21 protein-coding genes are annotated in these 20183 nt (G+C 66.3%); 12 read left to right on the top strand and 9 right to left on the bottom strand.

The genetic code is table 11. From position 1 onward, the window contains the following. Window positions 1-121 precede the first annotated feature (121 nt). On the bottom strand, window positions 122-1192 hold the full coding sequence (locus tag Q0082_RS03185; protein ID WP_298189806.1) for a COX15/CtaA family protein: 1071 nt from the start codon (window positions 1190-1192) through the stop codon (window positions 122-124). A gap of 123 nt (window positions 1193-1315) precedes the next feature. On the opposite strand from Q0082_RS03185, the gene Q0082_RS03180 reads away from it, so the two are divergent. From Q0082_RS03180 to Q0082_RS03170, 3 genes are all read left to right on the top strand, one after another. Beyond that, the gene (locus Q0082_RS03180) at window positions 1316-1702 is read left to right on the top strand and encodes a MerC domain-containing protein (protein ID WP_298189803.1); all 387 of its coding nucleotides are present in this window, start codon (window positions 1316-1318) and stop codon (window positions 1700-1702) included. 56 nt (window positions 1703-1758) lie between these two features. Continuing rightward, window positions 1759-2751 carry a sulfur carrier protein ThiS gene (gene thiS, locus Q0082_RS03175; RefSeq protein WP_298189801.1) on the top strand — a complete coding sequence of 331 codons (993 nt, stop codon included), beginning with the start codon at window positions 1759-1761 and terminating at the stop codon, window positions 2749-2751. A gap of 230 nt (window positions 2752-2981) precedes the next feature. Then, on the top strand, window positions 2982-3218 hold the full coding sequence (locus Q0082_RS03170; RefSeq protein WP_298189799.1) for a hypothetical protein: 237 nt from the start codon (window positions 2982-2984) through the stop codon (window positions 3216-3218). Between the two features lie 144 nt (window positions 3219-3362). Here Q0082_RS03170 and Q0082_RS03165 read toward each other — a convergent pair whose 3' ends face one another. The 4 genes from Q0082_RS03165 to Q0082_RS03150 form a co-directional block, all read right to left on the bottom strand. Continuing rightward, window positions 3363-3662, bottom strand: a complete 300-nt coding sequence (locus Q0082_RS03165; protein ID WP_298189796.1) for a type II toxin-antitoxin system RelE/ParE family toxin — start codon at window positions 3660-3662, stop codon at window positions 3363-3365. Between the two features lie 2 nt (window positions 3663-3664). Then, window positions 3665-3928, bottom strand: a complete 264-nt coding sequence (locus tag Q0082_RS03160) for a CopG family ribbon-helix-helix protein (protein ID WP_298189794.1) — start codon at window positions 3926-3928, stop codon at window positions 3665-3667. Window positions 3929-3996: 68 nt separating this feature from the next. After that, entirely contained in the window at window positions 3997-6258 is a 2262-nt protein-coding gene (locus Q0082_RS03155; RefSeq protein WP_298189791.1) for an NADP-dependent malic enzyme, read from the bottom strand. Window positions 6259-6351: 93 nt separating this feature from the next. After that, on the bottom strand, window positions 6352-7962 hold the full coding sequence (locus Q0082_RS03150; RefSeq protein WP_298189789.1) for a hypothetical protein: 1611 nt from the start codon (window positions 7960-7962) through the stop codon (window positions 6352-6354). Window positions 7963-8196: 234 nt separating this feature from the next. Here Q0082_RS03150 and mutS point away from each other — a divergent pair, with 234 nt between their 5' ends. Next, entirely contained in the window at window positions 8197-10767 is a 2571-nt protein-coding gene (gene mutS / locus Q0082_RS03145) for a DNA mismatch repair protein MutS (protein WP_298189787.1), read from the top strand. Between the two features lie 38 nt (window positions 10768-10805). After that, window positions 10806-11735, top strand: a complete 930-nt coding sequence (locus Q0082_RS03140) for a hypothetical protein (protein WP_298189785.1) — start codon at window positions 10806-10808, stop codon at window positions 11733-11735. Here Q0082_RS03140 and Q0082_RS03135 read toward each other — a convergent pair. Then, complete coding sequence (locus Q0082_RS03135) at window positions 11697-12107, bottom strand: hypothetical protein (RefSeq protein WP_298189783.1); 411 nt, start codon at window positions 12105-12107, stop codon at window positions 11697-11699. The genes Q0082_RS03140 and Q0082_RS03135 overlap by 39 nt on opposite strands. 4 nt (window positions 12108-12111) lie before the next feature. Then, a complete protein-coding gene (locus Q0082_RS03130; RefSeq protein WP_298189782.1) occupies window positions 12112-13362 on the bottom strand; it encodes a nucleoside transporter C-terminal domain-containing protein in 1251 nt (416 codons plus the stop codon). A gap of 87 nt (window positions 13363-13449) precedes the next feature. Here Q0082_RS03130 and Q0082_RS03125 point away from each other — a divergent pair, with 87 nt between their 5' ends. The 7 genes from Q0082_RS03125 to Q0082_RS03095 all read left to right on the top strand — a co-directional run bounded on the left by Q0082_RS03125 (window position 13450) and on the right by Q0082_RS03095 (window position 18624). Continuing rightward, a complete protein-coding gene (locus tag Q0082_RS03125; RefSeq protein WP_298189779.1) occupies window positions 13450-14142 on the top strand; it encodes a queuosine precursor transporter in 693 nt (230 codons plus the stop codon). A gap of 42 nt (window positions 14143-14184) precedes the next feature. Then, window positions 14185-15123 (top strand): acetylglutamate kinase, encoded by a 939-nt coding sequence (argB, locus tag Q0082_RS03120; RefSeq protein ID WP_298189777.1) that lies wholly within the window; start codon window positions 14185-14187, stop codon window positions 15121-15123. A 52-nt stretch (window positions 15124-15175) separates the two neighbouring features. Continuing rightward, window positions 15176-15649 carry a hypothetical protein gene (locus Q0082_RS03115; RefSeq protein WP_298189775.1) on the top strand — a complete coding sequence of 158 codons (474 nt, stop codon included), beginning with the start codon at window positions 15176-15178 and terminating at the stop codon, window positions 15647-15649. 169 nt (window positions 15650-15818) lie between these two features. After that, window positions 15819-16118: a YggT family protein gene (locus Q0082_RS03110; protein WP_298189773.1), complete on the top strand. Its 300-nt coding sequence runs from the start codon at window positions 15819-15821 to the stop codon at window positions 16116-16118. 25 nt (window positions 16119-16143) lie between these two features. Then, window positions 16144-17037 (top strand): bifunctional methylenetetrahydrofolate dehydrogenase/methenyltetrahydrofolate cyclohydrolase FolD, encoded by an 894-nt coding sequence (folD, locus tag Q0082_RS03105; RefSeq protein ID WP_298189770.1) that lies wholly within the window; start codon window positions 16144-16146, stop codon window positions 17035-17037. 188 nt (window positions 17038-17225) lie between these two features. Then, complete coding sequence (locus tag Q0082_RS03100) at window positions 17226-17999, top strand: hypothetical protein (protein WP_298189768.1); 774 nt, start codon at window positions 17226-17228, stop codon at window positions 17997-17999. A gap of 4 nt (window positions 18000-18003) precedes the next feature. Continuing rightward, window positions 18004-18624 carry a MarC family protein gene (locus Q0082_RS03095; protein ID WP_298189766.1) on the top strand — a complete coding sequence of 207 codons (621 nt, stop codon included), beginning with the start codon at window positions 18004-18006 and terminating at the stop codon, window positions 18622-18624. 50 nt (window positions 18625-18674) lie between these two features. Here Q0082_RS03095 and Q0082_RS03090 read toward each other — a convergent pair whose 3' ends face one another. Both Q0082_RS03090 and Q0082_RS03085 read right to left on the bottom strand, forming a co-directional pair. Beyond that, window positions 18675-19301: an LON peptidase substrate-binding domain-containing protein gene (locus tag Q0082_RS03090; RefSeq protein WP_298189764.1), complete on the bottom strand. Its 627-nt coding sequence runs from the start codon at window positions 19299-19301 to the stop codon at window positions 18675-18677. Between the two features lie 3 nt (window positions 19302-19304). After that, the coding region (locus Q0082_RS03085; RefSeq protein ID WP_298189762.1) for a tetratricopeptide repeat protein at window positions 19305-20183 on the bottom strand (879 nt) is incomplete at its 5' end.

Raw genomic sequence — 20183 nt, 5'->3', positions numbered from 1 at the left:
CCGAAAGAGTCAAGCAAACGGCGGGTTTCAGGGGAGGTAAAATAATACCTCTTGCCTGTTTGACGTCTCAGCAAGGCTGAAACGTGGGCGGCACCAGCCATCCGCGTTAGCGGATCAAACTTCAAACCTGCTTTCCGAGGCGGTGCGCGCCCCATGCCGTGCAGGCCACCAGCAGCGCGCCGGTGAGCTGGTGGAGCACCGCGATCCAGATCGTCACGCCGCTCATCACCGTCGCGATGCCGAGCACGATCTGCGTGCCGAAGGCGGTGTGGATCGCGACCGATGCCGGCCGCGCGCCGGCGCGACGCAGCTTGCGTCCCATGACAACGAGCACGGCAACGACCGCCCATGCCCACCAGCGATGGATGAAGTGAACGAGGTAGGGATCGGAGAACAAGGCATGCGCGGCGCCGAGTGACCATTCGATACCGGCGGGGAAGAACGCGCCCTGCATCAGCGGCCAGACATCCCAGTTGAACCAGCCGCCACCCGCCACGGTCCCCGCGCGCATCCCTGCCAGGAGCGCGCCGTAGAACAGCTGCACCAGCAGCATGCCGAGCGCCAGCGCCGCAAAGCCGGTCAGCCTGGCGCGCCGCTCGCCCCGGGCCAGTGCGCGCAGATCGAGCATGGTCCAGATCACGCCGGCGAGCGTGGTCAACGCCACCAGCAGATGCGCGGCGAGACGGAAGTGGCTGACCTTCACATCACTCACGATGCCGGACTTCACCATCCACCAGCCGATCGCGCCCTGCAACGCGCCCAGCGCCAGCAGCGCCAGCAGGCGTGGCTTGTAGCCTGCAGGGATCTGCCCACGCAGCCAAAACCATGCGAGCGGCAGCGCGAAGGCCATGCCGATGGTGCGCGCGAGAAGGCGGTGAACCCATTCCCAGAAGAAGATGAACTTGTAGGTGGCGAGCGTCATGCCCGCGGGGCCGTTGACGAGCACGTACTGCGGCGTCTGACGGTACTTGTCGAACTCGGTTTGCCAGTCCGCATCGGTCAGCGGCGGCAGCGCGCCCGAGACGGGCTTCCATTCGGTGATCGAGACGCCCGATTCGGTGAGCCGTGTAATCCCGCCAACGACCACGATGCCAATGATCATCAGCGCTACGACGAGCAGCCAGCGGGACAGCGCAAGCGGCGCGGGAGTGCGCTCACGAGAACGGGCCGGGGCCAAGGCAACAGCATTCATGGCCGCGCCTCTGCTCGCGAGGCCGCTGAAACGCAAGCGCCAATGGGGGCATGCCTATAGGGGTTGCCCCGGAACGGTCCTTGAGCATTGCGTTATGTGATACTATTACATATAGCGACCAACATGACCGACCGACCCGACTCCTCCCCCGCGATGCTGCGCGGCCGGTTTGACCGGCTGGGTGTGCTGATAAGCGGGCTGTGCATGGTGCACTGCGTGGCCGGGTTGTTCCTGATCGGGGTGCTGGGGCTTGGCGGCGGCGTGCTGCTCAATCCTGCAATTCACCGGTTCGGGCTGGTTGCGGCTTTTGTTGTTGGCCTGCTCACCATCGGTGCGGGCGCGCTGCGCCATGGCCATCGCCTGCCGCTGGCACTCGGCGCCACGGGCCTTGCGCTGATGGCCGCCGCGATCGCCAGCGACCATGGCACCGCCGAAGCACTGCTGACGATTTGCGGCGTGGTGCTGGTCGCCTCGGCGCATATCGTGAACATGCGTCGCAACACCTGCTGACAGCTTGCCCGTCCTGATCACTTGCACGGACCGTGCTGGGCGCTAAAGCCCGCCGCATGGCCACCGATACTGCAGCGACTCTCACCCTCACCATCAATGGCGAACCCCGCCGCGCCCCGCCCGGCTCGATCGCCGATCTCGTGCGCAGCCTCGGACTCGATCCAGCCAAGGTCGCGGTTGAGCGCAATGGCGAGATCGTCCCCCGCTCGACGCTGGCGGCTGTCCAGATTGCAGACGGCGATTTGCTGGAAATCGTGCATTTCGTCGGCGGTGGGCAGGATGATGACACCTGGACCGTGGCCGGTCGCACCTTCCGTTCGCGGCTGATCGTCGGCACCGGCAAGTACAAGGACTTCGCGCAGAACGCGGCGGCGGTCGAGGCTTCGGGCGCCGAGATCGTGACCGTGGCGGTGCGCCGGGTGAATGTCAGCGATCCCAAGGCGCCGATGCTGACCGATTTCATCGACCCGAAGAAGATCACCTACCTCCCCAACACCGCCGGGTGCTTCACCGCCGAGGATGCGATCCGCACCTTGCGGCTGGCGCGCGAGGCGGGCGGCTGGGATCTGGTGAAGCTCGAAGTGCTGGGCGAGGCGCGCACGCTCTATCCCAACATGGTCGAGACGATCCGCGCCACCGAAGTGCTGGCCAAGGAAGGCTTCCTGCCGATGGTCTACTGCGTCGATGATCCCATCGCGGCCAAGCAGCTGGAAGATGCGGGCGCAGTCGCGGTGATGCCGCTGGGCGCGCCGATCGGCTCGGGCCTGGGCATCCAGAACCGCGTGACGATCCGCCTGATCGTCGAAGGCGCCAAAGTGCCGGTGCTGGTGGATGCCGGCGTCGGCACCGCGAGCGATGCCGCCGTGGCGCTCGAACTCGGCTGCGACGGCGTGCTGATGAACACCGCCATCGCCGAGGCCAAGGACCCGATCCGCATGGCGCGTGCGATGAAGGCGGCAGTCGAAGCCGGGCGCGACGCCTATCTGGCGGGGCGGATGGGGACGCGCAAGTACGCCGATCCGAGCAGTCCGCTGGCGGGGTTGATTTAATCCAATTCCTTCCGTCCGAAATCGCCCACTCCCCGTCACCCCGGACTTGATCCGGGGTCCCGCTTGGGAAGGCGAGCGCCGCGTTTGCGGCGAGAAGCGGGACCCCGGATCAAGTCCGGGGTGACGAATACCTTCGGTCTCGGCTGTGGTGATTTAGGGCTGCTTCCGCCCAGTTGCGGACATTCGCTGACATAGCGATACTAGTCTTAGATAAGGGTTGAGGATCGATTATGGGATTATCGGCTGAAGAGCGTTGGATCGAACACCGCGATCGCTTGCTGGCCGAACTTGGCGACGTGAATGACGTCACGGTTGAAATACCCGGCTGGCAACCCGTTGATTTAAATGAGGGACTTCGTTGGCTAAACGCGTCTCACTTTGAGGCGCTCAAAGTTGACCACGAATTAATCCGCGCAGAAAACGAAACCGTGGTTCGCTTCCGCTCTTGGGAAGATTGGGACGGTTGATGGGCTGACCACAGCAATCCCATGATGACAACTAACCACCAATTCCAGCCGCGCCGGTTCAAGCAATTCGCCGCCTTCGCTGACCTTCCATAGCGCCCTGAACCGAATCGCGCGAGCTGGGGAGAACCCCGGAAAGGCATGATGTCATTCCGGCCATTGGTCAGCCTCCCAGTTCCGCGAGGTGTGGATCACGCGAAGAATGGTCAGGTCCGTTTCGTCGGCCCCCAGCGCATAGGCAATCACATAGGGTAGCCGGGCGACGGACTTCTCGTAAGTTCCCGCAACCCGGCCCGGATGGCCAGTAGCGAAATCGGCGAGGGCGTTTCCGGTTTGCTGAATCGCTGCAAGCACGCGTTCGGCAGCGCCGGGATCATCGGCGGCGATGTGGCGCACAATAGCCAGAAAATCGTCCTTGGCGCTGTTTGCCCAAACGACGCGCCGCACCGTTAGGCGGTCTTTGCTTGCCGCGCTTCGGCAATGATCTGGCGGGCTTCCGCCATTGCTTCATCGTGCGGTATCACGCGGCCCGCATGCATATCAGCAAGGCCTTGCTGGATACCCTCGATGATCTGCAGTTCGCGGTTCACATAGGCTTCGACAGCCTCCACCGCGAGGAATGAGCTAGACCGGCGTGTACTTTGCGCCAGCCGGCCGAGCTTTTCCTTGAGATCCGGTGTGACCCGAATCGTCATTGTCGTGCTGGCGCCCATTTCGCGTGCTCCTTTAAGCTGAACACAATGTAACACATTGCACCACAGCCGCAATCGGCGCGGTCAGGTCACCCCGCAACCCCCGCTGCCGCAAGCACCGCCAGCGTCAGGATATCCGGTGCGATCGAGGTCATCGCCGCGATCTGGACGGGCTTTTCCATGCCGATCAGCATCGGGCCGATCACCGCGTTGCCCGCGAGTTCGCGCAGCAGCTTGGCCGAGATGTTGGCCGATTGCAGGCCGGGCATGATCAGCACGTTGGCAGGGCCCGAAAGACGGCTGAACGGATAGTTCGCCATGACCTTGGGATTGAGCGCGGCATCGGGCGCCATCTCGCCTTCGTATTCGAAGTTCGGCTGCTGCTCGTCGAGGATCGCGACCGCGCCGCGGATATCGTCAAGCCAGCGGCCACTCGGGTTGCCGAAGGTAGAATAGGACAGGAACGCGACGCGCGGTTCATGGCCCATGCGGCGCGCGACGGCAGCGGTTTCGGTGGCGATGTGCGCCAGTTCGGCCGCATTCGGCCGCTCGTTCACCGTCGTGTCGGCGAGGAACACGGTGTAGTTCTTGGCGACCATCATGTGGATGCCGAACGGCAAGTGACCGGGCTTGGGATCGAGCACCTGACGCACTTCCTTGATCGTCTGCGCGAAAGTGCGGGTCATGCCCGAGATCATCGCATCGCCGTGGCCGAGCGCGACGAGGAGCGAGGCGAAAACGTTGCGGTCCTGGTTGACCATGCGGCGCACATCGCGCTCCATGAAGCCGCGCCGCTGGAGCCGCTCGTAGAGATAGGCCACCATTTCCGGTACGAGCGGCGAGACGGCGGAGTTGTGGATCTCGAAGCTGGAGGGATCGCCGACGCCGAGTTCGGTCAGCAGGTCGCAGACCGCCTTGGTGCGGCCGACGAGCACCGGGGTGCCATAGCCGAAATCGCGGTACTGGATCGCCGCACGCAGCACGACTTCGTTCTCCGCCTCGGCAAAAACGACGCGCTTGGGGTTTTCCTTGACCTGCTGATAGACGCTGGTGAGCGCGCCGGTAGTGGGGTTCAGCCGCGCCTTGAGTTCGGTGCGATAGGCGTCGAAATCCTCGATCGGCTTCTGCGCGACGCCCGAGTCCATCGCCGCCTTGGCGACAGCGGAGGAGACGACTTCCATCAGGCGCGGATCGAACGGCGCGGGGATGATGTAATCGAGCCCGAAGGTGTGGTTCTGGCCATAGGCCGCCGCCACTTCCTCCGGCACCGGCTCGCGCGCCAGTTCAGCAATGGCGCGGGCGGCGGCGATCTTCATTTCCTCGTTGATCGCGGTGGCCCGCACATCGAGCGCGCCGCGGAAGATGAAGGGGAAGCCGAGCACGTTGTTGACCTGGTTCGGATAGTCCGAACGGCCGGTCGCGACGATGCAATCGGGCCGCGCCGCCTTGGCTTCAGGCGGGGTGATTTCGGGATCCGGGTTGGCCATCGCGAAGATGATCGGCTGCGGTGCCATCTTCTTGACCATCTCGGGCGTCACCGCGCCCTGGACAGAGAGGCCGAGGAAGATGTCCGCGCCTTCGAGCGCTTCTTCGAGCGTGCGCTTGGGCGTATCGATTGCGTGGGCCGATTTGAACTGGTCCACGCCGGCCCGGCCGATGTAGATGACGCCCTTGCTGTCGCACATGGTGACGTTGGTGTGGCGCACGCCCATCGCCTTGATCAGCGCGGTGCAGGCGATGGCAGCGGCGCCCGCGCCATTCACCACGACCTTCACGTCAGCGAGGTTGCGCCCGGTGAGGAAGCAGGCGTTCAGCAGGCCGGCGGCGGAGATGATCGCGGTGCCGTGCTGGTCATCGTGCATCACCGGGATCTTGAGGCGTTCCTTGAGCGCCTGTTCGATGATGAAGCACTCGGGCGCCTTGATGTCCTCGAGGTTGATGCCGCCGAAGCTCGGCTCCATCAGCGTCACCGCGTCAATGATGGCCTGCGGGTCCTCAGTCGCGAGTTCGATGTCGATCGAATCGACGTCGGCAAAGCGCTTGAAGAGCACCGCCTTGCCTTCCATCACCGGCTTCGAGGCAAGCGCACCGAGGTTGCCGAGCCCGAGGATGGCAGTGCCGTTGGAAATAACCGCAACGAGGTTGCCCTTGGCGGTATAGTCGTAGGCGGTGGCGGGGTCTTCCGCGATGGCGCGCACCGGGACGGCGACACCGGGCGAATAGGCGAGGCTCAAGTCGCGCTGCGTTGCCATCGGCTTCGAAGCGATGATCTCGATCTTACCGGGGCGAATCGTGTTGTGGTAGAACAGCGCCTCACGTTCGGTGAAGCGGACATTGCTCTCGTCGGTCATCCCATCCCCCATCGGCGCGCGCGGTTCCCTGGCCCGGCAGCATCCCCACGGCAAGACGTGTTGCAGAGGGCACGCGCCGCGGACACGGCGTGATTACAGGTCCTTAGAACGCCACTTCGGAAAACCCAAGGGGCGCACCGCGAAAAGCAGGCTGCGGCCTTCCTGCCAGACCAGCTGAAGCCGCGAATCCGGGTTGCGCGGCAGGCCGGTGTCGATGAGCCATACGTAGTCGACGCGCTCGATCGGGGCATATTTCAGTGCGGTATCCACGCTGCGCAGGCGGCCGCCGCGGCAAGCGCGCGACCAGACGAATTCGGAAGGATCGGCGGTAAAGTTGCGCCCCGGGCGGAAGCGCGGGATCACCATATGCAGCCCCGGCACCGCCCAGTTGTCGTTTACCCAGGCCTGCCGATAAAGGCTGGCGAGGCTGGCAAGATGATCGCGCCGCGTGTTGCGCCACGATTCCTCGAGGCAGGAATGCTCGACGAAGGCGAGTACGCGGCTGCCCGGTTCGACATGGTGAAGCGCAGAAAGCTGCTTGCGATAATCGTCGGCATAATCGGCAAAGCTCGCCGCTGTCACCACCAGCCGCGTGCCGAGCAGCAAGGCACCGACCAGTGCGATCTTGCGCGCCCGGTCAAGCGAGACAGCGCTCCAGTCCTGCAGGCCGAGCGCCAGCATGCACGCAACCGGCAGCAGCCGCACATCGACGAAGTTGCTGCCGTTGATGTCGCTGGGAATCGCGACGAACAGCAGGAAGACGAGGAGGCCGGGTAGTCCCAGCTGCCACTTCCAGCGCGCGCCGAGCAGCCAGCCGAAGAGGATCAGTGCGAAGCAGGCCAGCGTCGTTGCGCCATCGAGCAGCAGCGATTGATCGCGCAAGGTCAGCACGAAGTACCAGGCCTTCTGGTCCCAGCGCCAGCGGTTCATGCTGCTCGCCGGATCAGGCGAGAAGTACTTCCAGAGGATGATCGTGACGATCGTCGCCACCAGCGGCCAGCACAGGATGAACAAGCGCTTGGCGATCGCCCGCCAATCCTGCTCATCACGCAGGCGCCGCCACTGCGAGGGGTGCCACCAGCCGGCAGGCAGGCGGTCCATCTCGCGCCCCAGCGCGTTGGCACCGATAAGCAGGCCCAGCAGCAGGCCGCCGATGGCATGGCAGAGCATGGCCACAGGCTGCGCCACGACCAGCAATGCGGCGCGCTGCTTCGGCTTGTCCTCCAGCCAGACCGCAGCGGCGAAGGCCATCAGCGAAAGGCCGGTAGCGAGGATGTAGTTGAGGAAACCCGTCAGCAGCGGAAAGCTGAACACGAACATCAGCGCCCAGGGCGCGCCGTGCCCGCCCTTCGGGTTGAGCACGCGAATCGTCGCAAGGCAGCCGCCCGCGAAAAGCCCCGTCGCCAGCACCGTGCTCCACCAGCCCGCGGCGAGAATGCCGAACTGCGCGCCGATGAGCTTGGCCAGCACATCGCCGCCGATGTTGAGCGTGAAGACCCACTTCCACGAGAAGTACTTGAGCAACGGATTGCCAGGGCGCGCGGCCTCGATCGCGGCGGCGCCCATATGGCCGGGAACGTCGATCAGCGGCGGCACTTCGACGAGCGCGAAGGGGAGGCACACCAGCACGACGGTGATGATGATGCCGGGCGCACTGAGCCAAGGCAGGGCTATCGCCCGTTCCCACAGCCCCCGCAGGCTCATGGCCAATGTTTTCTCGCGGACCTGCATCAACCCCAGTTCACTTTCGCATCGGCGCCGGTCGGAAGGATCGGAATGATCGTCCCGTCAGACCCCTGGAGGCACCCGCCCCCCAAGAACCCTTGAAGCATCCGCCCAGCCCATGCCCGGAAATGTCGATATCCGGTGTCGATCGTTTGAGAAACCCGCGCGCGTGGTCTAGCCACGGGCGCTGTGAACTCCCATGCCCCAACTCCGATGATGGCGCAATATCTTGCGCTGAAGCAGCAGGCCGAAGGGTGCCTGCTGTTTTACCGCATGGGCGACTTCTTCGAACTGTTCTTCGAGGACGCGAAGATCGCGGCGAGCGTACTCGATATTGCGCTCACCAGCCGGGGCGAACATGGCGGGGCGCCGATCCCGATGTGCGGCGTGCCAGTCCATTCGGCGGAAGGCTACCTCGCGCGCCTGATCCGCGCCGGGTGCCGCGTCGCCATTGCCGAGCAGACCGAAACGCCGGAGGAAGCGCGCAAACGTGCGGGGTCCAAGGCCCTTGTCGCGCGCGACATCGTCCGCTTCGTGACCGCAGGGACACTGACCGAGGACGCTCTGCTCGAGCCGCGCCGCGCCAATGTGCTGGCAGCGGTCTGCACGGTGCGCGGCTCGGTCGGGATCGCCGCCTGCGACATCTCCACCGGGCGGATGGAGCTGGAGGAGTGCATGCCCGAGGTGCTCCCCGCGGCACTCGCCAGGCTCGGCGCAACCGAACTCGTCGTTGCCGAAGATTCCGCGCTCGACCTGCCCGAGGCAGCCGAACGCCCTGCCCGCGCTTTCGATTCGCAGCGCGGTGCGGACCGGCTCATGGCGCTGCACGGCGTCGCCACGCTCGATGGCTTCGGTGCGTTCAGCCGCGCGATGCTGGCCGCGGCAGCGGGACTGATCGACTATCTCGAACATGTCGGGCGGGGAAACCTGCCCTTGCTGCTGCCTCCAGTGGTGCGCGAAGCAGGCGCCTTCATGGCGATGGACGAGGCGACGCGCGCCAGCCTCGAAATTCTCTCGGCCTCGGGAGGAGGGCGCAAGGGCAGCCTGATCGAGGCGATCGACCGCTGCGTGACCAGCGCCGGGGCGCGGCTGCTGGCGGAGGATCTCGCCGCGCCGCTTACCGATCTCGGCGCGATCCGCGCGCGGCTCGAACTCGTGAGCTGGCTGCATGATGATCCGCTGCTGCGCGGGGACCTGCGCGCCGTGCTGCGCGCCGCGCCCGATGTGGGCCGCGCACTGGGGCGGATCGTGGCAGGCCGGGGAAGCCCACGCGATCTGGGCCAGCTGCGCGACGGGCTGGGCGAGGCGCAGCGGGTGCAAGCCATTCTCACGGCACGCGTGGAACGACCGGCGCTGGCGGACAGCCTGATCCCCGCACTGGGCGGCCATGGCGCGCTGATCGATCTGTTTGCCCGTGCGCTTGTGCCCGCGCCGCCGACCGAGCGGGCGAGCGGCGGCTTCATCGCAGCGGGCTATGACGCCGCGCTCGATGCCTTGCGCGATGCCGCGGGCAATTCACGCCGCGCCATCGCCGCGCTCGAGGCGCGCTACCGCGAGGAAACCGGCACCCCCTCGCTCAAGATCCGGCATAACGGCGTGCTCGGCTATTTCATCGAGGTGCCGGCGCGCCACGCCGACAGGCTGATGCAGCCGGACAGCGGCTTCACCCACCGCCAGACCATGGCTGGCGCGGTGCGCTTCAACGCGCTCGCGCTGCACGAGGAAGCGAGCCGCATTGCCGAAGCGGGCGGGCATGCGCTGGCAGCGGAGGAAGCGCACTTCGAGGACCTGACGGCCCGCGCGGTGGCAGCGCGCGAAGCCATCGCGGCAACGGCAGCAGCGCTCGCGCGGATCGACGTGGCTGCCGGGCAGGCAGAGCGCGCAGCGGAGGGCGGCTGGTGCCTGCCGCACCTTTCAGACGACACCGCGCTCAGCATTCGTGGTGGTCGGCATCCGGTCGTCGAGGCGGCGCTGGCGGCACGCGGCGAGCGCTTTGTGGCCAACGATTGCGCGCTTTCCCCGCGCGACCGGCTCTGGCTGATCGGCGGCCCCAACATGGGCGGCAAGTCCACGTTCCTGCGGCAGAACGCGCTGATCGTGATCCTGGCGCAGGCGGGCGGTTTCGTTCCCGCAGAGGCGGCGGAAATCGGAATCGTCGACCGCCTGTTCAGCCGCGTCGGTGCGGCGGACAACCTCGCGCGCGGACGCTCGACGTTCATGGTCGAGATGGTCGAGACCGCAGCGATCCTCGCACAGGCAGGCGAGCGCAGCTTCGTGATTCTCGACGAGGTGGGCCGCGGCACCTCAACGTATGACGGCCTCGCGCTGGCCTGGGCGGTGGCAGAAGCCGTGCACGAGGTGAACCGCTCACGCTGCCTCTTCGCGACGCACTATCACGAGTTGGCTCGCCTTGCCGAAACCTGCGAGGCCCTCTCGCTCCACCACGTGCGGGCGCGCGAGTGGAAGGGCGATCTGGTGCTGCTGCACGAACTGGCCGAGGGGCCTGCAGACAAGAGCTACGGCCTTGCCGTCGCGCGCCTTGCCGGAGTACCTGCGCCGGTGGTCAAGCGCGCGAAATCGGTGCTCGACAGACTGGAGAAGGGCCGCGCTGCGACGGGCGGGCTGGCGGCTGGGCTCGATGATCTGCCGCTGTTTGCTGCTGCGATCGAGGCGGCGGAGGAGAAGGTCGACGCGCTGCGCGAGAAGCTGGCCTCGATCGATATCGATTCCTTGAGCCCGCGCGCGGCGCTCGATCTGCTCTACGATCTGAAGCGCGAGCTTTGAGAATGTGGCGCGCACTGTTGCTGGCTGTGCTAGCCTGCATGGCGATGCCACTGGCGGCGAAGCCTCCGGCCAAACCCGTCCAGCTCGATCAGGAACTCTACCGCACCGTGGTTGAACGGGTGCGTGGTGGGGAAAACTTCTACCCTGCGACGATGGCCGCGCAGAGGGAGCGGTCCTATCCGGTGCAGCCCGCGCTCGCCGTCCGCCCGCCGACTATGACTTATATGCTGGCGCTGTTGCCCGGCACCGCCATGCGCACCGCCGCGCTGATCGCGCTGCTGTTTGGCGCATTGATCGCGCTCAGGCAAAGCCTGTCCGAGCGCCCGCCCGCCGAGGCGCTCGCGGTCGTGGCACTAGCGGTCGCGGGGCTTTTCGGCGCGTTCTTTCCCGACAACGTCTATCTCCACGAGCAGTGGAGCGTGCTGCTGATCATGCTGTCGCTCGCGGCGCATCGGCGGCCGTGGCTCTCGATTGGCCTCGCGCTTACGGCCGTGCTGGTACGCGAGACCGCTTTGGCGTGGCTTGCGGCAATTGTGATTCACGCGGTTTGGCAGCGGGACTGGAAACGCGCTGGCATGGCTGTCGCTGCCATCGCGCTCGCTGCCGGGCTCTGGCTGTTGCACGCCCGGCTCGTCGCCGCGCAAGTCGTCCCCGGTGACCTCACCTCGCCCGGCTGGGTGCGTTTCGGCGGGCTGCCGCTGGTGATCGACGCGCTGCGCCGCAATCTGGTTCTGACCGGTCTGCCCGGCCCGCTGATCCTCGTGGTTGTTGCCGCCTCGCTGGCCGCCATGCTGCGCTGGGGCCGCGAAGTGGAGCGCATCGCCGCCATCGGCAGCGCGGGGTTCCTTGCTGCACTCACCGTGTTCGGCAGGCCCGACAACGGCTACTGGGGCTTCATGGCCGCGCCCTTTGTGCTGCTCGGCCTGCCGCTATTGGCGCGGCAGGCGCTGCGCCGCCGTCCATCCTAGCGGCAGCAGCGCGAAGGCGATCTGACCGGCAAGGCCTAGCAAACCGGCCGGCTTTCCCATGGCGGCCAGTATGGCCTGCAGCCCCTGCCCCAAGGCGAGCCCAAGCAGGACTTCGCAAATCATGAGCACCGCGAACCCGGCAAGACCCATCAGCGCAGCATTGCCCCACCGCGCAATGCGCCATCGGCGCAGGCACCAGACCGCCAGCGGGACGCAACTGGCAAGCATCACCGGTATCTCGATAGCGACAGCAGCAAAGGCTCCCAGCGCCGGGGCAACAAGGAATGTCCGCACGATGCCGAGAATGAAGCCAAGCGCGAAGGCAAGCAGACCATAGGCCAGCCCGGCTCTGATCGCGGCGCTGCCGGTCATCGGTTCATACGCTGAGGAACATTCCAGCGAGCGCCGCGCTCATCAGGTTGGAGAGCGCACCTGCCGCGAGCGCCTTAAGCCCCAGCTTGGCAATCACCGGACGTTGATTGGGCGCGAGGCTGCCCGAAACCGCCATCTGGATCGCGATCGAGCTGAAATTGGCAAAGCCGCACAGCGCAAAGGTGACGATGGCGACGGTATGGGCGGAAAGGTCCTTCGCCGCGCCCAGATCGATGAAGGCGACAAATTCGTTGAGCACGATCTTGGTGCCGAACAGGCCGCCCGCTTGCGCGGCCTCGGCCCGGTTGGGCGCGCCGAGGAGGAGGAACACGGGGGCGAACACCGCGCCAAGGATCTGCTGGAACGAGAGGCCGGGATAGCCGAGCTGCGCGCCAATGCTGCCGAGCAGGCCGTTCGCCATGGCGACCAGCGCCACGAAAGCAAGCACCATCGCGCCGACCGCCACCGCCAGCTTCACACCCGTCTGCGCGCCCTGGCTGGCGGCCATGATGAGATTGGCAGGGCGCTCCTCGTCCGGCGCGGAAACCGCGATGTGCGGATTGGGGAGGTCCTCGGCCGCGGGTTCATCGGGCATCGGCGGCACATCGGGCATGATCAGCTTGGCCATCAGCACCCCGCCGGGGGCTGACATGAATGCGGCGGCAACGAGATAGTCCACCCGGATGCCCATCGCGGCATAGGCGGCAAGGATCGTGCCCGCGACGCCCGCCATGCCCACGCTCATGACCGTGAAGATCTGCGAGGGATTGAGCGCGGCGAGATAGGGGCGGATCACCAGTGGCGATTCGCTCTGGCCGACGAAGATGTTGGAGGCGGCGCACAGCGCCTCAACGCGGCTGATGCCGGTGACCTTCTCCAGCCCCCCGCCGATCCAGCGGATCACCAGCTGCATGATGCCGAGGTAGTAGAGGATGGAAATGAGTGCTGCGAAGAACACGATTGTCGGCAGCGCAGCGATGGCAAAGCTGCGGCCGCCGATGGCAGGATCGGCCAGCGGGCCGAACAGGAAGGCAACGCCCGCCTTGGCATAGCCGAGCAGCCCCTCGACCCCCGCCGAAGCGCCCTGAAGCGCGGCATTGCCCGGAGGGAAATAGAGCACCAGCGCGGCAAAACCCGCCTGAAGCGCGAAGGCCGGCCCAACCACCCGCAGCCGGATCGCCCTGCGGTTGGAGGAGAGGAGAACCGCAACCGCAAGGATCAGCGCCATGCCGGCGAGGCTCATCAAAACGCGCATCGCTGGCCCGCAGCTCCCCGAAAATCCCTGTGCACCGTGGCTTAAACGGGATTTGGCGCAGGGTCAAAATCCCGCTAACCGTTGCCAATGCAAGACCATAGCCCGGCCCCGACCATCCCCACATCGCTGTTTGCCTTTGCGCTGCTCTACGGCGGGCTTGTCGTGCTGGCAGGCGTGCTCGGCACCAAGATCGCTGCGTTGGGGCACTGGCCGCTGATCGGCGATCTCGCGGTCGAGAGCGGGATCTTCGCCTTTCTGCTGCTGGTGGTGATGGCGAGCGCGGTGGCCGAACTCTATGGGCAGGATGCGGCCAACAAGCTGGTGCGCTTCGGCTTCGTGCCGCTGATCTGCTCGATGCTGCTGCTTACTTTCGTGATCAACGTGGTGCCGCCCGCGCCGTTCTGGGGCGATCAGGAGGCCTACGCGCGCCTCCTCGGTCAGGGCGCGCGGATGCAGTTTGCGGGCCTCATTTCCTATGGCACCTCGCAGACGCTCAACGTCTATGTCTTCTCGCGACTGGCGGGCGGGCGCGGGCGGCTGCTCATTTTGCGCGCGTGGATCGCCAGCCTGCTCAGCCAGATGGTCGATACGCTGATCTTCATCACGATCTCCTTTGCCGGGGTGAAGGATGCCGCGGGCGTGCCGCTGCCGATCGGCGAGATCATGGCGGGGCAGATCGCCTCCAAGCTGCTGCTTTCGACAATCATGGTGCCGCCGCTGATCTGGGTCTTTGTCCAGCTGGGGCGCAAGCTCGACGGCCAAGGCCAGACATTCCGCTAATTATTGCACCTTGGGGCCGGTTGGTCCAAAGCGCAGGCCATCATGGCAACCACGCACGATCCCGCAGCAGACGACGCCGCCCACCACAAGGCGATGCTCGCCAAGGCCGAAACGCTTACCGAGGCGCTCCCTTACCTGCAGCGATATGCGGGCAAGACCTTCGTGGTGAAGTACGGCGGCCACGCGATGGGTGATCCCGATCTCGCGCAGGACTTTGCCGAGGATATCGTGTTGCTGAAGGCGGTCGGCATCAATCCGGTCGTCGTCCACGGCGGCGGCCCGCAGATCGGGCGGATGCTCAAGGCACTCGGCATCGAATCGCGCTTTGTCGATGGCCTGCGCGTGACGGACAAGCAGACCGCGGAAGTGGCCGAAATGGTCCTCGCCGGAGCGATCAACAAGGAACTTGTCAGCTGGATCGCGCGCGCCGGCGGCAAGGCCATCGGCATTTCCGGCAAGGATGGCGGCATGGTGATCGCCCGCAAGGTCGAGGCGAAGAAGGCACCCAAGGCGATCAACGACGCGGAAAGCGGCGAGGCGATCGTCGTCGACCTCGGCTTCGTCGGCGAACCGGCTCGGATCGATACCTCGGTGATCGACACCATTACCGGCGCCAACATGATCCCGGTTATCGCCCCCATCGGCGTGGGTGAGGATGGCGAGACCTACAACATCAACGCCGATACGATGGCGGGCGCGATCGCGGCAGCGCTCGGTGCGGCGCGGCTGTTCCTCCTCACCGACGTGCCCGGCGTGCTCGACAAGGAGCGCCGCCTGCTCACTGACCTTACCCCGGCGGACATTACCCGCCTTGCCGAGGACGGCACGATCAGCGGCGGGATGATCCCCAAGCTCGAGACTTGCGTCCATGCGGTCGAGGCCGGGTGCGAGGCGGCGGTCGTGCTCGACGGGCGCGTTCCGCATGCCATGCTGATCGAGATCTTCACCGCGCGCGGCGCAGGCACGCTGATCCGCGCGTGATCGTGCGCGGCGCCCAGGGGAACCGGCGCGGCTGCGGAACGTTGGTCATGCGATGATCCGCTCCATCCTGTGCGCCGCCTGCGTGCTTGCTATCGCTGCCTGCGATGCTCCGAACCGCGCGCCCGCACCTGGCGCGACATACTCGCCAGTCCCGCCGCCGCCTGCGCCGGCTCGCCCGCCCAGTTCGCGTGAGCCGGATGTGGTCCTGCGCGCCTGGGGCGATTCCATCGAGGCGCGCGACTGGATCGTGGTCCGCACGTTCTGGGGCGATCAGGGCGCGCGCAGCGGCTTGTCCGAACATGACTTTGCCGCGCAGTGGGCCGGGCTGCACACCCCGCGAGTGACCTTCGGCAAAGGCGAAACCGAGGGCGCGGCGGGATCGCTCTATTACACCGCGCCGGTTACGATCACCGATGGAGCGCGGGTGATCCGCGGCGAAGTCGTGCTGCGGCGGACCAACGACGTGGACGGCGCGACGGCCGAGCAACTGCGCTGGCATGTCGAGAGCACCACTTTGAAGCTCTGAACTTCACGATCTTTACGCGTGTGAGCTCTGGACAAATTTGTATGTAACACATACAAGTTTGTCCATCGCCGTCAGCCGTTCGGCGAGGGGCCCCTTGTGGGGCAGGGAGAGGGTCGGCTAGGAGCGCAGCGGGTTCGCTGTTGGTCCCCGCTGACATAGGGAATGCGCAATGCTGTTGTTCACGCTGATCTCTGCCATATCGCAGCTGATCGACATTGTCGTGATGGTCGTGATCGTGCAGTTCGTGCTGAGCCTGCTGATCGCCTTCAATGTGGTGAACACCCAGAACAAGGCGGTTTCCGCCGTGTGGACCGCGCTCAACGCCATTCTCGATCCGCTGCTGAACCCGATCCGCCGGGTCATGCCGAACACCGGGGGCGTCGACTTCTCGCCGATGATCCTGATCTTCGGCCTGCGCCTGCTGGTGCAGCTCCTCTACTACCTCGCACTAGCGGCTACGTCGGTCTGATCCACACTCACAACGGGAATACCGCATGACTGCCGCGATCATCGATGGGAAGGCCTTTGCCGCAAACCTGCGTGCGAAGGTGGGAGAGCTTGCTGCCGCATTTGAAGCCGAGGCGGGCCGCAAGGCGGGCCTTGCCGTGGTGCTGGTGGGCGAAGACCCCGCGAGCCAGGTCTATGTCCGCTCCAAGGGCAAGCAGACCGTCGAAGCCGGGATGGCGAGCTTCGAGCATCGCCTGCCCGCCGAGACGCCGGAGGCCGATCTCCTTGCGCTGGTCGAGCAGCTCAACACCGATCCCGCCGTCGACGGCATTCTGGTTCAGCTGCCGCTGCCCGGCCACATGGACGAGCAGAAGGTCATTTCCACGATCAACCCGGACAAGGATGTCGACGGGTTCCACGTGATCAGCGCAGGCCGCCTTGCGGTGGGCCAGCCGGGCTTCGTGCCGTGCACCCCGCTGGGCTGCCTGATGCTGCTGAAGGACCGCCTGGGTTCGCTCTCCGGCCTCGATGCCGTGGTGATCGGCCGCTCCAACATCGTCGGCAAGCCGATGGCCCAGCTGCTGCTCGCGGAAAGCTGCACGGTGACGATCGCGCACAGCCGCACGCAGAACCTGCCCGAGGTCGTGCGCCGCGCCGATATCGTAGTGGCGGCAGTTGGCCGGGCGGAAATGGTCAAGGCTGACTGGATCAAGCCCGGCGCGACGGTGATCGATGTCGGCATCAACCGCGTGCCCGCTGCCGAGGCAGGCAAGACGCGGCTGGTCGGCGATGTCGACTATGCCGGCGCGATGGACGTGGCGGGCGCGGTGACGCCGGTTCCCGGCGGGGTCGGCCCGATGACCATTGCCGTGCTGCTGCGCAATACGCTGGTGGCGGCCTATCGCAATGCCGGGCTGGAGCTGGCGGCGGACGCGATCTGAGGCGCAGCAGCTGGCCCACCCCCAGCCCCTCCCGCAGGCGGGAGGGGAGCGCGTTGCGGCTTAACTCACCTACCGCTTACGGGAAGAGAGCCTGCCCGCGCTTTCTTCTCCCCTCCCGCTTGCGGGAGGGGTCGGGGGTGGGCCCTTCTGCCTTCCCCTCGCCTCTGGCCTGCTCTAGGCTTCGCGGCATGAAGCGTTTGATTCCGTTCGCCCTGCTCGCCCTTGCCCTCCCCGCTGCGGCGCAGGACCGGCGCGACGGGCCGCCCGGCCTTGGCAGCGGGATTACGCCGATCGGCAATCCCAGCGCGCTGATCGCGGCGGAAAGCGCGTTTGCGAGGGCAGCGCGCGAGAAGGGGCAGTGGACCGCCTTTACCGAGACCTCGACCGAGGACGCGGAAATGTTCGTGCCGCAGCGCGTGCTCGCCAAGGCCTGGCTCAAGGGCCGGGCCAATCCGCCGCAAGCGGTGCAATGGCAGCCTAGTTCGGTGTGGATGAGCTGCGATGGCAGCGCCGGCGTGACCTTTGGCGGCTATCAGGCAGGCGCAGCAAACGGCTGGTTCTCCACCGTGTGGCAGCGCCAGCGCAAGAAAGGCGATTACAAGTGGGTGCTCGATCAGGGCGGGGACCTGACCGCGCCGCTCGCAGGCGCTGACTTCATTACCGGCAAGGTGGCCGATTGCCCGCCGCGCCCGCGCCGCAATCCGCTGGCGGACGAGCCGCCACCGCCGCCCAAGCCTGACAAGAACGCGCCGCCACCCATGCGTCCGCTGCCGGGACCGATCCCGGCGTTGAGCGCTGTGCCTGGCGCGGACAGCAAGGATGGCCGTTCGATCGACGGCACGATTGTCTGGCGATCCACAGTGCTGCCCGGCGGGACGCGTGAATGGACCGTATGGATGTGGCAGGACGGCAAGATGAACGAGGTGCTGAAGCGCACTGAAGTGGCGAAGAACGAGGGGTAGGACGATGTTGGCGCTGTTCCTCTCTGCCTTCACGACGCTGTTCGTGGTGATCGACCCGCCGGGCTGCGCGCCGATCTACGCCGGGCTGACGGCCTCGGCCACGCCGCGGCAGGCTTTCATCATGGCCGTGCGGGCTTGTCTGATCGCCAGCGGCATTCTCGTCGTCTTCGCGCTGTTTGGCGAGGATCTGCTTGGCGCACTGCACATCGAGCTCGATAGCTTCCGCATCGCGGGCGGCATCATGCTGTTCATGATCGCGATTGACATGGTGTTCGAGAAGCGCACCGAACGGCGCGAGGAGCGCGCCGAAAAAGTGCGCACCGCGCAGCCGCAGGTCGAGGACGTCTCGGTCTTCCCGATGGCGATGCCGATGCTGGCCGGGCCGGGCTCGATCGCTTCGGTCATGCTGCTCACCGCGCGGGCGCATGGCCTGCCGGAAACGCTTGTGATCCTGGCCGCGCTGGGCGCGGTCATGCTGCTGAGCTTCATTGCGCTGGTGGCAGCACGGCCGATCATCAGGGCGCTGGGCTCGCAGGTCGAGGCGGTCATCACCCGGCTGCTGGGTGTGCTTCTGGCAGCGCTGGCCGCACAGTTCGTGATCGACGGGCTGCGCGCGCAGTTCTGAGTCTCTTGGCCCGCTGACACGGCACGGAGCACCGGCGAGGCCGAAACAGCCTACTGAAGCGTCACCCGCCCATCGTCCGAATCGCGGCGGCCGAAGAACTGCATCAGCTGGACGAGCAGTTCGCACCGCGCGGTCAGGCTGTCCGCCTCGAGCAGCGCCTGCTTGGCGGCAGCATCGAACGGGGCGATCTGCGAGACACCGTTGATCAGCGAGACATCGTCGAGCCGGCCGACCGAATCCCAATCGACCGAATAGCCCTGCGCATCGGCAAAGCGGCGCGCTTCACGCTCGAACGAGGCGCGTTCGACCGCGCTGAGGCTGGCGCCCGCGTCGTCCTCGATCAGCTCGCCCTCGACCTGCCGGAAGGGCGTCGTCACATCGAGTTCGCGCAGGAGGCGAAAACGGGAAATGCCTTCGAGGATGACGTTGTAGCGGCCATCCTCCATCGCCTCGACTTCGCCGATCTTGCCGACGCAGCCGATCTGGAACAGCGGCGCGCCATCATACTGGCCCTGCGGCTGGATCATCGCGATGCGCCGGTCGCGCGCCAGCGAATCGGAGATCATCGAGCGGTAGCGCGGCTCGAAGATGTGCAGCGGCAGCTGCAGCCCAGGGAACAGCAGCGCGCCCGTGAGCGGGAAGATCGAGAGGCGCACCGGCCGGGTTTCCTGCCCCATGGCCTAACCGAACAGCACGGTGGAGAGCTTGCGGCGGGTGGCTGCAACCCACGGATCCTCAAGCCCGATAGCCTCGAAGATCTGCAGCAGGCGAGTGCGCGCAGCGCCATCGTTCCACGTCCGGTCCCGCGCGACCATGTCGAGGAGGAGGCCTGCCGCACCATCGCGGTCTCCTGCGGCATAGAGCCCGTTGGCAAGCGCGAGCTGCGCGTCCATGTCGCCCGGATTGGCGCTGGCGGCGGCGCGCAGGCCGTCAAGCTCGCTCGGCTCGGGCGCATCGGCGGCGAGCGCGAGCGCGGAGCGCGCCTGCGCCAGCGCGGGATCGTCCGCCAGCTTGGGATCGAGCGCGGCGAGGACGTCCTCGGCGGCCGCCTTGTCTCCCGCCGCAAGCAGCGCGCGGATCAGGCCAGAGTGGGCGGCGGCATTGTCGGGCGCAATCTCGGCGATCTGCGAGAAGATGCCGACGGCGCGCTCACCGTCACCGCCTGCCAGCACTTCCTCACCCATGGCGAGCAGCGGGGCGATATCCTGCGCCGGTTCTTCGCCAGCCTGGATGGGCAGGCGCGCGAGCATCTGATCGAGCATCTGGCGCAGCTGCGATTCGCTGCGCGCGGGCGTGAGATCCGCCACCGGCTGGCCCTGGAACATGGCATAGACGGTGGGGATCGAGCGCACCTGGAACTGCGCGGCGATGAACTGTTCCTCATCGACGTTGATCTTGGCGAGGACGACACCCTTGTCGGCATATTCGCCGCAGACCTTTTCCAGCACCGGGGTGAGCGCCTTGCACGGCCCGCACCATTCGGCCCAGAAATCGAGCACGACGAGCTTGGTCATCGAGGGCTCGACCACGGCCTTGCGGAAGCGGTCCACCGCTTTCTG

It is taken from the genome of Novosphingobium sp. (assembly GCF_027489515.1).
In the GTDB taxonomy this organism is placed as follows: Bacteria; Pseudomonadota; Alphaproteobacteria; order Sphingomonadales; family Sphingomonadaceae; genus Novosphingobium.
Note: the sequence above shows the minus strand (reverse complement) of the source record. Positions and strands in the feature narration are given on the sequence as shown.

Coding starts and splice junctions, on each gene's coding strand:
- Q0082_RS03170 (WP_298189799.1), top strand. CDS start 2,982: ATGGGATTATCGGCTGAAGAGCGTTGGATCGAACACCGCGATCGCTTG.
- Q0082_RS03100 (WP_298189768.1), top strand. CDS start 17,226: ATGAAGCGTTTGATTCCGTTCGCCCTGCTCGCCCTTGCCCTCCCCGCT.
- Q0082_RS03090 (WP_298189764.1), bottom strand. CDS start 19,301: ATGGGGCAGGAAACCCGGCCGGTGCGCCTCTCGATCTTCCCGCTCACG.
- Q0082_RS03130 (WP_298189782.1), bottom strand. CDS start 13,362: ATGCGCGTTTTGATGAGCCTCGCCGGCATGGCGCTGATCCTTGCGGTT.
- Q0082_RS03155 (WP_298189791.1), bottom strand. CDS start 6,258: ATGACCGACGAGAGCAATGTCCGCTTCACCGAACGTGAGGCGCTGTTC.
- Q0082_RS03095 (WP_298189766.1), top strand. CDS start 18,004: ATGTTGGCGCTGTTCCTCTCTGCCTTCACGACGCTGTTCGTGGTGATC.
- Q0082_RS03115 (WP_298189775.1), top strand. CDS start 15,176: ATGATCCGCTCCATCCTGTGCGCCGCCTGCGTGCTTGCTATCGCTGCC.
- Q0082_RS03160 (WP_298189794.1), bottom strand. CDS start 3,928: ATGGGCGCCAGCACGACAATGACGATTCGGGTCACACCGGATCTCAAG.
- argB (WP_298189777.1), top strand. CDS start 14,185: ATGGCAACCACGCACGATCCCGCAGCAGACGACGCCGCCCACCACAAG.
- Q0082_RS03125 (WP_298189779.1), top strand. CDS start 13,450: ATGCAAGACCATAGCCCGGCCCCGACCATCCCCACATCGCTGTTTGCC.
- Q0082_RS03110 (WP_298189773.1), top strand. CDS start 15,819: ATGCTGTTGTTCACGCTGATCTCTGCCATATCGCAGCTGATCGACATT.
- thiS (WP_298189801.1), top strand. CDS start 1,759: ATGGCCACCGATACTGCAGCGACTCTCACCCTCACCATCAATGGCGAA.
- Q0082_RS03180 (WP_298189803.1), top strand. CDS start 1,316: ATGACCGACCGACCCGACTCCTCCCCCGCGATGCTGCGCGGCCGGTTT.
- Q0082_RS03135 (WP_298189783.1), bottom strand. CDS start 12,107: ATGACCGGCAGCGCCGCGATCAGAGCCGGGCTGGCCTATGGTCTGCTT.
- Q0082_RS03140 (WP_298189785.1), top strand. CDS start 10,806: ATGGCGATGCCACTGGCGGCGAAGCCTCCGGCCAAACCCGTCCAGCTC.
- folD (WP_298189770.1), top strand. CDS start 16,144: ATGACTGCCGCGATCATCGATGGGAAGGCCTTTGCCGCAAACCTGCGT.
- Q0082_RS03150 (WP_298189789.1), bottom strand. CDS start 7,962: ATGAGCCTGCGGGGGCTGTGGGAACGGGCGATAGCCCTGCCTTGGCTC.
- mutS (WP_298189787.1), top strand. CDS start 8,197: ATGATGGCGCAATATCTTGCGCTGAAGCAGCAGGCCGAAGGGTGCCTG.
- Q0082_RS03185 (WP_298189806.1), bottom strand. CDS start 1,192: ATGAATGCTGTTGCCTTGGCCCCGGCCCGTTCTCGTGAGCGCACTCCC.